The following is a 16609-nucleotide window of genomic DNA, read 5'->3' on the forward strand; positions in this document are numbered from 1 at the left end:
AGGATTAATGGAATGGATTCCGGATAATTTTAGGGTTGTTGTCAATCACAACCTGGTCGATGGATGAATAATAATTGCCCATCTGGAAGAAACGGGGAGCACGGAACCGTGGTGCCACCAGCTTATCATATACATATTTGTTATGTGTGGGATGTCCCGGACGAATTACACGGTAAGGATACAGCGCATAAATCACAGCATCCGGATTATTTGTATTTCCATTCCAGACTTCATGCGCTATTCTCCATCTTTTCAAGTCCCAGACACGATGATCCTCAAAAGCAAGTTCTACACGCCTTTCATTTTGCAACCTTTCGATGGTGAGTGCTTTGAGACTATTGGCACCGAAACCTGCGCGTTCGCGGACAGCGTTGACATACTTTAATGCATCAGCCGTTTTTCCGGTTTCCAGAGCGGCCTCACTCGCATTCAGGTATATTTCACCTAAACGGTAACGAATCCACCACATATCGCTGCGGATACCTCTGGTACTCGACATAGCTGCCTGATCCACGTACTTTCTCAGGTAGAAACCTGTGTTGCTGACTTCCGTCTGCGCGCGCTGTGGTCCTGAAGCACCTGTTAATAATCCTCCGTCATCATAAGTGGAACCAAGCGTATTGGATTCTACATTCTGGAAACTGTTAGTAGCGGCATTCCAAACTTTTACGCCAGCCTGAATCTGAACGGGTGTACCACGGAAGGTCGTGCCAGGATAGATGATTGTCCCATATAGACGCGCATCTTTATTCGCAAATGCTCCCTGCAGATTGTCATAATAAATGTAATCTGTGTTACCTGCATTTCTTGTTTTTAGCTCACCCGAAGTTCCGTCGAGATATTCATAGTCTTCAACAAGGTTCAGGGACGGAGTAATAGACGAGGATGAAAGGTTGTCTTCGCGTACGTTACGGGCGATGTTGTCGTAAGTGAAACCGTGACGTTTGTCTTTACTGATCAAAAAATCCTGTGCAAGAATAACCTCTCTGTTGGCAGACTTCTTGGTGATGGCCTCATAAAAATTCTCTCCGGCGTTCGGGTTGGTATTGTAAAGCTGATAAACCCCGCTATTGATAATTTCTTCAGATGCAGCCAACGACTGTGCATAATATCCGGCTGCTCTGGCAGCAGGTATTCCCACCTCTCCACCCGCAGTAGAAATAGGGGAGGACATACGGTTATTATACTTTGCGATAGAGGCAGCATACAACATCGCCCGGCTTTTCAGTGCCATGGCAGTGTACTTGTTGGCCCGGGTGTTACTGGTTCCGTTGCCTAGTGTCTCTTTAATCGCATCCAGCTCGGAAGCAATGAAATCGTATACTTCCTCTTCCTTATTTCGTGGCTGCTGTAATGCCTGGGGATTCCCATCAAAATTGTATATCAATTGTTTTGTAATGATAGGCACACCGCCCATTCTTTTCACCAGGTCGAAATACACCTGTGCACGCAGAAACCGAAATTCAGACGAAAATTGTGCTTTTTGACCAGCTGACAAAGAGGTGCCAAATTTTTCTATGTTTTCCAGAGCCAGGTTGATATCTCTGATCAGTCCATAATCCCATAGTCTCCATCTTTGAAATGCATAGGAAACTATGTTGTTTCTTGCATCGTCATTGTTGGACCACATCGCTTCGTCATAGGCGGCAAAGTCCTGCCAGCCTTCTTTGTTAGGAATGGCGGGATCCGTTGTGGAACCATTATTTAGATTGGTATGGTATGGGAGACGATCGTAATAGTTGGCCAAAAGCCCCGTGATCATTTTGGAATCGTTCCAAACCTGATCTTCCAGGATGATGTTTTGCGGCTTTCTGTCGAGCCATTCCTCTGCACATCCCGAAAGTGTCAGGATGGAAAAGGCCAGAATATATTTTGAAAATTTACGCATGACTGATTCGAATTAAAAAGTGATATTGAAACCTGCGTTAAACAGACGTTGCTGTGGATATACTAGCGCGTTTCCTGAAGAAATTTCCGGATCGATCTCGTATTTCTTCACATTGTCGATAGAGAACAGATTACTCGCATTGACATAAACACGAAGTCCGTTGCTTCCCAGTTTTTTGAAAATTTTCTGGTCGAAGTTATAACCCAGTTCAATGTTACGCAGGCGGATGTAACGAACGTTGGTAATCCAGAAATCGCTCTTACGGAAGTTGGCATGGCTGGAGTTGTCTTTGCGTAGCGCCGGATAAGTTCCGGGGACCCAAGCACTGTTCGGATCATACGGATCTTCACGGTGCCAGCGGTCTTCCAACATGAAGTGTGGAGAAGTACCATTGTTCTGATAAGGTATTTTTAATTCCCAGTTACGTTGAAAGCTTTGAAGTGATGCTCCGGCAAAATCCATAAATAGTTGGAAGCCTTTATACGAGATGCTGGTATTCAATGCAAAGCTGAGGTATGGGTTTGCTCCTTCTGCATAACCGATCGGACGTTCGTCAAGGACATTGATAATACCGTCTCCGTTTACGTCCTTATAGATAAAGTCTCCCGGAAGCTGTGTACGGTTCCCCTGTTCGTCATTATTGATCGGATGGCTTTCAATTTCCTGCTGCGACTGGAATTGCCCAACCACCTGATAACCCCAGTTGATGTTACCCCAACGATCCACATAGGAATCACGGTACTCATTGTAAGAGTTACCAAAGCGAGGTTTATAGAAATCAAGATCGCGGCGACGTGAAAGTGTTGCGTTGGCTCCGATGGTATAGTCAACCTGGCCTACTGAACTTTTGTAGGTCAAAACTCCCTCTACACCACGGTGTGTATCACTGTTCAGGTTTTCGTTCGGCAAAGTATAACCCACTTCGGAAGGAAGAAGAACGTCATAGCGAGCTGCAGGGAGTCCTTCGCGTTTTCTCTCGAAAATATCAAACTGACCATTCAACTTACCATCCAGGAATCCGAAGTCGATACCGAAGTTGGTAGAAACGTTGGTAATCCACGAAAGTGTCGTGATTGGTAAACCTCTTGGCCTCACACCAATATTATACTGTCCGTCGAAAATCGCGCTTCCCTGAAGGAAGTTATAACCTGGCAGGTAGCTGAATGGGGCAACAATAAACGGATCATTAGGCAGTGTTGCATTTCTGTCACTACCAGTACGTCCATATGAAGCACGTATCTTAAGATTACTAAATACATTCTCCAGTTTGCCTTTAAAAAATTCCTCTTCAGACAGTCTCCATCCTGCGGATACACCCGGGAAAAATCCGAAGCGCTTTCCGGGTGCATACAGGAAGGACCCGTCATATCTCCCTACAGCTTCAAACAGATACTTTTGCTTATAGTTATAGTTTACCCTTCCAATATATCCTGCACGTGCTTCTGTACTCCATTCATCCAGAAGATAATCCTGGTTCGCAAATGACATCAAGGGAATATAATTATTGGGCGGTACGGTGTGCACGATCATGTATGTATTTACATTGTCGGACTGCTCGTAGGCGGCTATGGCAGATATTTCGTGGTCACCAAAACTTTTGTTGTAACTCAGCTGAAACTGGGCGAAGCGGTCTACCACATTACGCTTGCGGCGTTCTCTCCATGGATTTTGGTTTCCTCCGCCCGGCACTACGTTGTAAGTATTCTTTTCTTCGTCGTAGGTATAAGCGTCATAAGTATATTCAAAACCGTCGAAGTCAAAATTACGGAACTGATAGGAGTAAGTACCTTTTGCTTTCAAACCGAACGCGAAATCGTATTCCGCATAAAAGTTCCCTTTTACAACACGATCAATCTCGTCAACGTATCCTGTAATATCTTTTTTGTACGTAGCAGGATTAACGTTTACGTTATGCGTTTGATTGATATAGTTTGGATTATCATTGGCATAAGGGCGCTCGGTAGGCCACATGGTGAAAATACTGAGGAACGGATTGAAGTAATCATCAAGCCCGGGAACACCCGCCTGTTGGCGATCTTCCAAACGGCCACTGATCTGCGCTCCGACTTTTAACTTTTTTGTGACATTGGATTCAATATTCGCCTGAATATTGGTTCTCTTAAATTTAAAATCCTCGATCAGCGCATCCTGACTTAAATGGCCCACAGAAAGGAAATAGCTGATTTTCTCGGTGCCACCGGAAACATTAGCATTCAGTGAATACTGAGGTACATTCGGGCGCATCACCATTTTGTAATAGTCGAAGCTCTGATAACCTTTTTCTGTACCGGCTTTCCATTTGGCCAGTTCTTCAGGTGTAACAGTAGGGGTACGTCCCTGATTTACATCCGATTCTACCAGTCCGCGCATGTGCTGGTAGGCATTGGCAGGTTTTGGATAGCGGGTGAAATTTTGTAAACCATAGTACCCTGAGATATTGATACGGGCAGGGCCATCCCCTGCTTTTCCTCTTTTGGTTGTTACAAGGATTACCCCATTTGCTGCACGCAGACCATAAATGGCAGCCGAAGCATCTTTCAGAATGGAGATACTCTCGATGTCATTCTGGCCCAGGTTGTTAAAGTTGGCTGCATCAGATGGAATACCATCAATGACATACAATGGCGTACCCATGTTACGAATCTGGATGCTGGTAGCATTTCCGGGACGAGCATCTGCTTTTCTTGCTGTGATACCCTGAACCCTGCCAACAAGTGCATCAGATGTTCCGATCGCAGGAGTACGGACAAGATCCCTGGCCTGTACGTTACCGACTGCACCGGTCAGTGTCGCGCTCGACTGCGTTCCGTAACCTACAACCACCACCTCTGTCAGATCCTCAGTACTGGGAACAAGTGTAACATTAAATTGAGTTTGTGTAGCGATATTAACATCCTGCGTGGTGTAACCGATGAAAGAAAATGTCAGCACCTGCGCGTCATCGTTGACGGTAATACTGAAATTTCCTTCGGTCGTAGTAGTGGTCCCCACTGTACTGCCTTTAACAACCACACTGACTCCCGGCAGTGGGTTGTTTTTTTCATCGACCACCTGACCTGTGAGGGTCTTATCAGCGGTACGATGACGTTTTGTAAAGGCAGTTGAAGGATCGGTTGCTGCCAAAGCAGCCGGCGCTTGCGGAAGCAGCATTCCGGATACCGCAATGGCAAGGAGAGGTTTGCAAAATCTCCGTATGGAGGCTTGTCGAATTAGGATCATAAGTTAAGTTTGGTTAGAGTTGATTCATTAAATTTGGTTAGATTACTTCGTTTTATTTCATAAAATATTTATTTAGTTATATTTTAAAAATGATAAGGCAATACGAATCCCAGCCGCCTAAGCAGATGGTTATTTATTGATGGAGGGGTTAAATATTCCGTATATCAGCTTGAACTGATATACGGAATGGTAATCATCGGACTCAAAAACTGCCTTTTCGCAGTAATTTTTGAGGTGTCTTGTTATTGTTTAACGACTTTCATCACACCGGTCATCAGTCTCCAGTGACCAGGGAAAGTACAAACGTATGGATAATCGCCTGCTACATCAGGAACTACAAAACGCAGACGGTATGTCTGGCCTGGGGTTACCAGTGGTGAAGCTGCAATGATCTGAGGAATAGCAGGAACATAGTTTTTCTCTGCTCCGTCCTTCGCAGTGATCATTTTGTCAGCAGCGTTACCGATGATGTTGGTTGATTTTGGCTTTCCAACAACAATGTTATGCTGCATGGCATCCGGGTTTTCGAATACAATTTCGACTGTTTTTCCAGCTACCGCCGTGAACTCAGTGATGTCGAACTTCATTTCCTCGCGAACCGCCTTGATCTTCACAATCTGTACATTAGGATCAACTGCAGCTTCTTCTTTCAAACCGTAAGATTCAAGCAGTGTACCAAAACGTGTGTTCAAGTCTTCCGGAATGTCGCTTTTGATAGATGCCAGAATGGTCTTGTCAGCATCGGTAGGCTTCTCTTTTCTTCTTGGGTTCCATGATCCGATTATACCTTTCAGGATTGCATTACGTCCTTGTGGGTCGAGCGTCTGAGCAGTTTTCATCAGATTGACAACTTCGCTTCCGCTCGCATAAGACGAATATCCACGGATTGCACGTTCAAGAGCAAAGTCTGAAACGCGATCCAAACGAAGTACTTCAAATGATTTACTTAGCGTATTGTTTTTGAAATCGTCTTTTTCAGGAACAACATTGTCCTGATCAATCGTAGCCGTTACATTCACTTTGCCTGCTTCATCAGAAGTAAAGTTGAACATGCTTTTCCATGGGCCATTGTTACCTTCTGTCAGTTTGATGGTTTCACCAGGGGCAATACCATTGGTTAATTGACGGCTGATATAGTTACTGTTCAGAGAACGGCTTCTGATACCTACATTCACCACAGGAACAACTCCCTTAGGAACAGCAACGCTTCCCTGATTAGTAATTTCAATCGTTACACGTGCATTCTCACGTACATAAGGAGTAGCAGGATCAATGGTGATATTGGTGATTGCCAATTCAGCAGTACCCTGTACTGTTACTTTACTTGTACCATGGTTGCTATGATCCATTCCTTCATGCGAAGCAGCAGCTTTGGTATCGGCTTTTGCAGATGACTGAGCAGAACCGGCTTTGCCTGCACGCTGAGCCAGATATTTAGTAAGCAATTTGCCATCTTGTGCATTCAATACCGCAGCAAATGCATCCGGCATCCAACGATCATCAGGTTGTGCGTAGGTATCCAGCAATCCAAGAATGGCAGTTTCTACTTTCGGCGTATATGGGATCTCAGAAAGCGCAAGTAGAGAATTCAATACTACCAGAGGCTCTTTATCGTGCAGTGCGTCTGCCGCCAACAGCAACTGAGCAGAGCCCGCAGTACGTGGTAACACCTGAACTGCAGTCTTACGAACGTCGTTCGATGGGTGCTTCACTGCTTCTGTAACCGCAGCAATTACGCTTGCATCGTCCATTGCGTTCAATCCGTGCAAAGTCCATAGCGCGTGAATAGCAGCCGTATTTAATCCCACTTCGTCAACTGATTTGTCTTTTACAAGCTCAACCAATTTACCCACTACGTCTTTGTTTCCGCGTTCCACAAGCAAACGTTGCGCATGTCTTCTCCAAAGCATATTGGTGTTTTTCAAAGTCGCTACCAGTTCGTCAGGACGACTTTTACTCAGTGCAAGTGGTTTGTAGGCAGGCGCTTTTTTGTAAGCCACCCGGTACAGACGACCATGTGTGAAATCTCTCAAAGGAGTTTCGTAAGCATTTCCTTTTCCATTTTCTGAACCTTTTGGAGTAGGGTTGTGCTGGATAATGTAGCTATACCAGTCAGCGATCCAAACGGCCCCGTCGGGACCAACTTCTGCAAATACAGGAGCTACCCATTCATCAGCGCCGGCAAGAAGGTTGAAACCAAGTTTATCTTCAAAATCGGTTCCTTTTTTCTCCATGATGTTCTGGTGCAGGATGTGTCCTGTTGGTTCTGAAACGAAAGCGACTTTGTTCCAGTACTTTTTAGGATATGCACGGGCAGTGTAGAAGTTATGTCCGGCTGCAGCTGTGAAACCACCGAAAACGTCAACCTGACGCACTTTTTCAGTTATAGGCTGCATGTCTTTATGCGTATCTGTGCTGCGGCTTCCGTTGTCTACACGGCTTTTTCCAAAATAACGGTTAGGAATGGCGCTATACCAACCGTGTGAATTGTTGGCTGTAGAGCCGAACAGATCACCTGCTTCATTGAAGCCCAATCCCCATGTGTTGTTGGAAGTTTTCGCAACTACTTCCATCTCAGTTCCATCCGGTTTGAAACGGAACAATGCTTGCCCGAAATCCAGAGAATCACCTTTCGCTAATTTTCCTTTAAAACCTGAATAACCTACTGAACCATATACCCAGTTGTCAAATCCATAGTGAAGGTTAGATGGTCCTGCATGCGTATCAAAAGTGCCGAATCCGCTAAACAGAATTTTCTTTACATCCGCTTTGTCGTCACCGTCTGTATCTTGTAAGAACAACATGTGAGGAGCTTGAGAAACAATCAGACCGCCATTTGCAAACACCATACCGGTAGGAATGCTCAGGTCATCTGAAAACTTCGTGAATTTATCTGCCTTACCATCACCATTGGTATCTTCGCAAATCAGGATATAGTCACTTCCGCCGGTATCTTTTCTTTCGTTAGGGTAATCCTTTGTGATCAGTACAAATAATCTGCCGCGTTCATCCCATGTCATGGCGATCGGGTGCATTACATCAGGCTCATGGGCAAAAATATCCAGTGTGAAATCAACAGGAATCTGAATGTGCTTTACTGATTCTTCCGGTGAAAGAGGAAGCTGCTGCAACTGCTGACCAGGACGTTGTTCATAGTTGGGAAGTACAGCAGAGCGGTATTCAAATGGCTTTGGAGCCAAAGCAGCCAATGCTTTTTTAGCATCGTCGTTCACCGCCCAGAGAATCCCTTTTTCAAGTAAATCCTGGAAACCTTTTGTCGCCCATGTGCGCTCGTCGTGACCGTAGGCTGTGTAGAAGACACGACCTTTTCCATGCGTACGTACCCAGGTATAAGGTTCGTTAGCACGTCCCGGCTTGTCTTTTTCCTGATCTGCCTGTACAATACGTTCAGTAAGCACGATGTTGTCTGGTTCCAGCAACTTGTGCAAATAGGTTTCATCTACCGTTTTGAATGGCTCAACACCAGCGATAGCCGGGTGGTCGGGCTTAATCCAAACAGGCTGAATGGTGTCGAAGGTATGTCTCCAGAACTGGCCGCCCATCAATTTGACGACGTCAGGGTTGTTACGGAAACAGTAAGATGCGCAATGGACAGGAATAAATCCTTTACCACTCGCTACGAAATCAAGTAATGATTTTGCCTGCTGCGGAGCAATAGAATCCCAGTTTGCAAAAAGCATCAGCGCATCGTATTTGCCCAGGGTTTCAGGGTTCAGGTCTTCCAGATCATCTGTGTAGGTGAAGTTGAAACCCTTAGGTCCCAAAGCTGCCATCAGTTGTGGAAGGCGCTCTGCAGGCTTGTGATGACCCACTTTGTCACCCATGAAGAGAATCTCCAGTCGACGCGCTTTTTTAGCGTCTTTGGAGGATTCTGCCGTCAAAGAAGCCTTTTGGGAAGAAGGTTGTACGGCACAGCCCAGCAGGACGAGACCGAATAAAAAGGATAAGGCTTTGGTTTTCATTTAAATAATTAAAATTGGTTCTTTCGGAATTACCCCATCCCTAACAAAGGAATGGGGTAGAGAATATCAAACGTTCTTAAAATCAGGCAGCTGAATCAAAGCTCCGCCTTGCATTGCCGACTCGTGTGCCAGAATTCCAACGCTTGTCCAGTTAGCAGATTGCGCTGCATTCGGGAAAGGCTCGCGATCTTCTATTAACGCTGTGATAAACTCATGTGCCAAATGTGGGTGTGATCCGCCGTGTCCACCACCTTGTACGAATGACAAGTGAGAATTATCATCTTTGTCGTAAACGCCTTTTCCTGTAAAATGCTGGATTTCCTTTGGTAGCAAATGTGCGTAATCAGGTGTTGGTACACGCTCAGCAATTTCGTGCTCAGGTTTTTTTGCTGTGTGGATCACCGGATTTTCACCTTCGATCAATGGCCATTCAAAAGACTTTTTGCTGCCGTATACTTCAAAGCTTTCGCGGTACTGACGTGCCACATCGAATAATGAACGGTATACATAAGCAGATAAGTCGCTATCCTTGAACTTGATATGAGCGGATTCAACTGCGAAGGGCGAGTTGTGAATCTTAACAAGATCTTCGCTGATTGTTCCTGAGCCAAAGCATGATACATATTCAGCTTCCAGTTTAAGTAATCCTGCAACAGGTCCTACACAGTGTGTAGCATAGTGCATGGGAGGAAGACCAGGCCAGTAGTCAGGCCATCCTTCCATATCCTGCTGGTGACTAGCCTTCAGGAACTGAACTTTACCAAGCTCACCTTTTTCGTATAGTTCTTTGGCAAACAGGAATTCACGTGCGTAAACCACTGTTTCCATCATCATGTATTTTTTGCCGGTTTCTTTAACGGCCTTCACAATTTCAAGGCAATCTTCTACACTGGTTGCCATTGGTACGGTACATGCCACATGTTTGCCGGCACGCAATGCTTTTAATGTCTGCTCTGCGTGGTTAGGAATTGGAGAGTTGATGTGTACCGCATCTACGTTAGGATCGGCCAGAAGGTCGTCGTAGCTGCTGTAACGCACATCGATACCATATTGGTCTCCGACAGCATTCATTTTCGATTCTGTACGCTGGCAAATCGCATACATGTTCGCATGAGGGTGCTGTTGATAAATGGGGATAAATTCGGCTCCGAAACCGAGACCAACAATGGCAACGTTAATTTTCTTAGACATATTTATTTAAGGTTAATGATTCTGGTACTGAGTATTTAGCGTGTGCGGTAGTTGGTAAGAATCCACTTAAATGGGTTGTAATTCTAACCAAATCGAATTTCGAATTTGGTTGTACTGTATAGGGTTGAATGGTAATACAATTTTAAAGCAAAATAGTGCTAAAAACTTTCTTTGTTTTGATTAGTAGTGGCTATATTTTGATCTGTTTTTTTATTCTGCTATTATTTTGGGCAAAATATTGACAGAAAGTAGGACATCATTATAAATTTTCATGAGATTAGCCAACGCAATAAGCCATATTTACTTTCTCGATATGATCAGACAGGGGACTGCCAGTGATGCGCCTCAGGTAGCGCCACTATTTATTCTTGCAATGGGGCATATAGCAGGAATCTTTGCTGATTCGGAACGCTATGAGGATGCCATTCCATTTTTTGAAAGTTTTTACAAAAGGTCTGATAACCAATATAGCTACGTTTTTACGCAGGTCTTTGAAGAAGAGCACATGATCATCGGATCAGTTACCGGCTATAATGGAGCAGATTTGCAGGTTTTGAGAGAGCCGATTCTTGATCAGATACGTAAGACAAAGCCTGGCTTTCTGCCCGATAATGAAACCGAAGCCGGTGAATATTACCTGGACTGCATCAATGTACACCCTGAGCATCAGGGAAAAGGTATAGGGCAGAAACTTATTCAAGCATTTTGTGACAGGGCCAAATCGCTCGGATACAACCGGGTAGGGTTAATAGTAGATATAGATAATCCACGAGCGCGCATGTTTTATGAAAAACAGGGATTTATGGTAGCGGGTCAGAAGCCGTTCATGGATCACTGGTACTTTCATATGGTCAAAGCTTTGTAATAAATTTAATCTGCTCAATCCAGTGACCAGCCATCCGTTAATAAAAATGAGTTGCAATTTTAGGATCAGAAAGCTTAGATCATGTTTTGAAGGTCCATCGGTACAAAAGCCTTATTGTACCGATGAAAGTATGTGCTGAAGCCATTCCGACATTTCAATCGCTGACTGATCTGTATTCCGGCTGTTCCAATCTCCCGTTTCATTCAATAAAATGGGGACATAAGCTTCCCTTTTGGAATCGTATTGATAAGCGTAAAAATGAGTCTGACCGTTATCCTTTCCTGTCTCGACTCTTTTGGTGTAATTGGCCGTTGAAAGCGCCGGAATTTTACTGGCAAAAGTTTTAAACTGTGCTGCATCGACTTTTATATCACTTGCGATCGTCTTTTCGAAATTCTGTCTGATCTGAGAGGAAGTGAGTATTTGACCCTTTGCATTACCTGCATCATTCCACGCAGCCGGGTTCGAATAAGTGCGTATACTGCCGGTATTGTCAACGATGAAACCTTTGCGTACGGGTTGCCAGGCGTTGTTGGTATGTATGACCTCAAAATATACTTCCTGAGTCAACAGATCAGCATCCTTGGTGGCTTCTATATCCTGCTCTGCACAAGCGAATAAAGTGGTCAGGAAAAGGACAAAAGCGTATATTCTTCCGGCTTTCATATCGTACAGCTTTTACACATAGATTTATAGATAGTAGTAGTTCACTCTTAAACATCGTTACAAGTTATTGAATAAAAGAGCAATTTTAAGTATCCGCCAGGCGCTTATTTAGCCAGTTGATGCAAATGTTCAATAATGTCTTTTGACGGAGTAGTTGTTTAAAATATTACAGTCAGGTTAAATCCGGATAGGCCTGAAGTATAATGCACTCCGTTCATCATTTTTTTGAAGTTACAGATGATTTTTTTAATTCAATAAATCCTTCCTAAAACTATTTTTGTAAAATATTATTGACCTGATTTGTAGATAGTTGTGTAGTATTGATTCTAATTTATTACAACTAGTTATTCTGAAGTAGAACAACTATGTAGGTTCTTAGCTTGATTAGTAGCTACATAGCACAGTTGCTATTGCTGTATTTATTTCTAATTTGGCGGTGTTACGCTTAGCCAAATTCTATGAGATACACTTTACAACTGACTTTAATACTATTACTGATTGCAGGAAAATCCTTCTCTCAGGATGCCGTACAAAATGAGATCAATGCCTTTGCTTCAAAAACAGGCGCTGTACCCACTATCGGTAAAGCTACGCAGTCTCTTAGCTTTATGCGCTTTCCGGCTACCAGAGCCATGAAGGTAAGTAGCAGCGGAGTGCCGAAAGACAAAGCCATGATTTTTTTGAAAGAGAATGCAGGATTATTCAAGGCCAAATGGGAAAATGAGGCATTTGTAGTAAAAGATAGTAAAAAAGATAAGCACGGCAGAGAACATGTGATCATGCAACAGCATGTGAACGGCGTTCCGGTTTTTGATGGCGTTCTGAAGTTTCACTTTAACCAGAGCTCCGATCTTACCTCACTTAACGGGAATTTCGTTGGCGTTTCCAAACTGAATACCGTTCCGTCAGTCAAATCTACTGAAGCTGAACAGCTGGCGATCAAACACGTTACAGGGCAGAAACTCGGAAATTTTACAGTACCTCTGCAAAGCAGTAAAAGTACACTGTATGTATTTCAAAAGGGACTGGCTCAAGGTTACAGGGGAGCGGTACATCTGGTATATGAGGTGGAAGTGGCGAATGGAGTTGATATCCGGGAGTTTGTCTATATAGATGCTCATACAAGGGAGATCGTGGAGCAGTTTGCCGGTATGCATAGTATTGACAGGAAATTGTATGAAACGTCCATATCTTCTGCTAACCTGAAATGGAAGGAATCTGATGGCATGGATGGTGCTGCATTTGCTTCATTAGATCAATGGCAAAAGTCGGAGGTGAAAAGTGCAGGACACATTTATAATCTGATGAAAAATACATTCGGATTTGTTTCCTATAATAATGCAGATGCAAGTATGATTACCATCAACAACAATCCGGATGTGAATTGTCCTAATGCAACCTGGAATGGCAGAGCAGCGAGTTTTTGTACAGGAACTGCATCCGATGATATTGTGGCACACGAATGGGCTCATGCTTACACGGAAAATACAAGTGGGCTGATCTATGCCTGGCAAACTGGTGCTATGAACGAATCCTACTCAGATATATGGGGTGAAACGGTAGATATGCTCAACAATTATATGGATGAGGATGAGAGTAGTGATTTCAGAACGGGTTGCGGAAGTTCTGCAAGATGGAAAATCGGAGAAAATGCTCCTGCCTTTAATCATGGATTACGTGATATGTGGAATCCTAACTGCTATGGTGATCCAGGTAAAGTGTCTGATCCTCAATATTGGTGTGCTTCTACTGACAATGGAGGGGTACATATCAATTCCGGTATTCTCAATCATGCTTTTGCGCTCCTTGTGGATGGCGGAACTTACAATGGACAAACGATAACGGGACTGGGACTGACGAAGGCTGCACACATTTTCTGGCGTGCTCAGTCGGAATACATGACGAGTACTACCGACTTTGCCGCTCAGGCGGATATTCTGGAAGCATCATTGGCTGATCTGATCGGTATCAATTTGCAGGGACTTTCGCTTAGTGAGGTACCAGCAGGGCCGTCAGGAGAGATCCTGACCGAAGCTGATGCTATCCAATTGAGTCGTGTGATTGCAGCAGTAGAGTTAAGAGGAACGAATGCCTGCGGATTCCAGGTGATGCTCAAGCCGGTATCGACACTGTGTTCGGGCGCAAATCAGGGTAATGCTATTTTTTTCGAAAACTTTGAATCAGGATTGGGTGAGTGGGCTGTATCAGCTACGGCTTCTAATCCGGCACAGTGGACAGAACGCCAATGGTTAATTCGTAACGGATTGCCCGGAGGACGTGAGGGAAAAGGTGCTTATGCAGTCAATTTTAAAGGAGGAGATTGTGTCAATAATTTTCAAAATGGGGTAATTAGTCTCAGAAGTCCGGTGATTACCATTCCTGCCAATACTGTTGGGCCGATTATGGCCGCTTTCGATCATTATGTGGCAACGGAGACCAATTACGACGGAGGTAATGTGAAGTATCGGATTAATAATGGAGAATGGCTTTTGGTGCCCTACACTGCTTTTACCGATAATCCTTACAATATCACTTTAGCTACTACAGGAGACAATCCGCTGAGAGGGCAACCTGGCTTTTCAGGCGCTAATCAGGGTTCTGTGGGCGGAAGCTGGGGGCAGAGCCGTATTAATCTCAGTGCGTTGAATCTTGTATCCGGGCAAACCATACAATTACGCTGGGACTTTGGAACTGATGGCTGCGGAGGATTGGACGGCTGGTATATTGATGATTTCAGAATTTATAACTGTTCAGCTCCATCGGTTCAGTTTGTGACAACAGCTACAACGGTGAATGAAGGAGAAGCCAATACGCCATCCGCATATCCCAATGAATGTCTGGAATATATAGAGAAAACGGTCAGTGTACAGATTAATGGCGTTCCGTCGCAACCTGTCACTGTAACGATTCATGCCCAGGGTACAGCGAAAATGGGTGAAACGGCCGATTATAGCTATTATCCAACCAGCTTTGTTTTGGAGGCTGGACGTCTTTCGCAGGATATTAAAGTCCGGATCTATAACGATGCATACATCGAAGACAACGAAACCTTTGTGCTCACCTATACACTCACAAGCCCGAATGGAGGAGATGCATTTCCTGAAACGTTTGGGCAAAGTCACACTTTTACTATTATAGACAATGATAAAATTCCGACATCAGTGAACAGTGTCCTGATGTCGGAGGATTTTGAAAGGGGCTTACCGGAAGGCTGGAATGTAGTAGGAGGAGGAGTATATCCTCAAACCTGGGCAGTCGTGAATCTGGGTACAGTGTGGCTGGACGCACTGAAACCTAAACTGCTATTTATCAACAGCGATGCTGCCGGTAGTGTCAATATGGATAAGGTTGTGGAGTCTGCTTCGTTCAATACTGCAGGGATGAGCAATATTGAATTATCTTTTCTGGAATATTTCTATGTATGGAAGATGGGATTTGCTGAAAAAGCGCTGGTGGATGTCTGGGATGGTACCACGTGGCGTAACATACTGACACAAACTGAAGCAAGCGGTACATCAGGCTCATGGACTTCTCCTGCAAAAAGAACCCTGCAAATTCCCGCTGAATATGGGAATCCTGGTATGAAAATAAGATTCAGGTATATAGCCAACTATGATTATTGGTGGGCAATAGATAATGTAAAACTTACAGCTGATTCTCCAAAACGGGTACAAACTGCCGTCATGGTTACACCCGATGTGCAGTATATGGGTGCAGGAGAAACTGTACAGTTTTTTGATCCGGGTACCGGAAATCTGGTGGCCCGTATCAATAATTTTGGTGATCATAACTATGGCTGTACGGCTGTTGCAGTCGACAGATCCGGGACAGATGCTGTGAGTTGGATGGGTGCTTATCAGGTGACCAACAAAACATTTAAGGTAACACCTAGGAATAATAATCCGGTAGGAAGTTATGAAATTACACTTTTTTATGGAGCTGCAGAACTTCCGAATTTTAATGGAAGCCATATCCGGTCAATGAGTAAAAGTAGTGATGGTATTGCGTCTGCAACCATCGATGGCATTGCTTATGCGCAGGTAAACGCTACTTATGTATTTAATACCGACTATGCTTTTACGTCTGTATTCCATACCGGTTTTTCCGGTTTCGCACTTTCAGACAGAGATTACAAAGAGACATCATTGCCGGTAACACTTTCTCATTTCTCCGGCAAGAATACAATTGAGGGGAACAGGCTGATCTGGGAAACGACATCCGAACAGCAAAATGATCGATTTGAGGTGGAGCGCTCCACGGATGGACGCATTTTCGAGCGCATAAGTGTAGTATCAGGTATCGGCAATTCAGCAATAACTCAGACTTATAAATTCATTGATCAGTATTTTAAATCTGCTTCCAATTATTACAGATTACGCCAGGTGGATAAGGATGGTAGTTTCACGCACAGCAAAATTATTTCAATAGATAATCAACAGCAGTCTGCCGTGGTGAAGTACTTTCCCAATCCGGTACAGTCGATTCTTTATATTGATGTAACAGATAGGGAAACAGCCTATTGGCATGTAAAACTGGTAGGTGTAACCGGGAGAGTTGTTTTAGATCATTCCAACGTGAAAGTGGTTAATGGCCAAATTACAGAGAACCTGGAAAAGTTGCCCACAGGCATGTATCAGGTGATTTTCTCAAACCATACTACTTCCCGTACTTTCTCAGTATTTAAACTTTAAACCCGACCCGAAGCGCTGCGCCGGCTTATCCATGAATGATGGATGAGCCGGCGCATTTTTTGCTTTTTTATGTCTAAATTGCTTTTTTAAATTTATTTAATTATTC

At 44.1% G+C, this 16609-nt stretch carries 7 protein-coding genes; 2 read left to right on the forward strand and 5 right to left on the reverse strand.

From position 1 onward, the window contains the following. Nucleotides 1–4 precede the first annotated feature (4 nt). The 4 genes from AC1XUE_RS22840 to AC1XUE_RS22855 form a co-directional block, all read right to left on the reverse strand. Nucleotides 5–1888 (reverse strand): RagB/SusD family nutrient uptake outer membrane protein, encoded by a 1884-nt coding sequence (locus tag AC1XUE_RS22840; RefSeq protein ID WP_483358325.1) that lies wholly within the window; start codon nt 1886–1888, stop codon nt 5–7. Between the two features lie 12 nt (nt 1889–1900). After that, entirely contained in the window at nt 1901–5107 is a 3207-nt protein-coding gene (locus AC1XUE_RS22845) for a SusC/RagA family TonB-linked outer membrane protein (RefSeq protein ID WP_483358326.1), read from the reverse strand. 242 nt (nt 5108–5349) lie between these two features. Then, a complete protein-coding gene (locus AC1XUE_RS22850) occupies nt 5350–9090 on the reverse strand; it encodes a PVC-type heme-binding CxxCH protein (RefSeq protein ID WP_483358327.1) in 3741 nt (1246 codons plus the stop codon). Between the two features lie 66 nt (nt 9091–9156). Beyond that, nucleotides 9157–10281: a Gfo/Idh/MocA family protein gene (locus tag AC1XUE_RS22855; protein ID WP_483358328.1), complete on the reverse strand. Its 1125-nt coding sequence runs from the start codon at nt 10279–10281 to the stop codon at nt 9157–9159. A 271-nt stretch (nt 10282–10552) separates the two neighbouring features. Here AC1XUE_RS22855 and AC1XUE_RS22860 point away from each other — a divergent pair, with 271 nt between their 5' ends. Beyond that, on the forward strand, nt 10553–11146 hold the full coding sequence (locus AC1XUE_RS22860; RefSeq protein ID WP_483358329.1) for a GNAT family N-acetyltransferase: 594 nt from the start codon (nt 10553–10555) through the stop codon (nt 11144–11146). 111 nt (nt 11147–11257) lie between these two features. Here the strand turns inward: AC1XUE_RS22860 and AC1XUE_RS22865 are convergent, their stop codons facing one another. Further along, the gene (locus AC1XUE_RS22865) at nt 11258–11812 is read right to left on the reverse strand and encodes a hypothetical protein (RefSeq protein WP_483358330.1); all 555 of its coding nucleotides are present in this window, start codon (nt 11810–11812) and stop codon (nt 11258–11260) included. A 458-nt stretch (nt 11813–12270) separates the two neighbouring features. On the opposite strand from AC1XUE_RS22865, the gene AC1XUE_RS22870 reads away from it, so the two are divergent. Further along, nucleotides 12271–16503 carry a M4 family metallopeptidase gene (locus tag AC1XUE_RS22870; protein WP_483358331.1) on the forward strand — a complete coding sequence of 1411 codons (4233 nt, stop codon included), beginning with the start codon at nt 12271–12273 and terminating at the stop codon, nt 16501–16503. The last annotated feature ends 106 nt before the right edge of the window (nt 16504–16609 follow it).

The organism is Dyadobacter sp. HNCC25DJ187 (genome assembly GCF_056895255.1).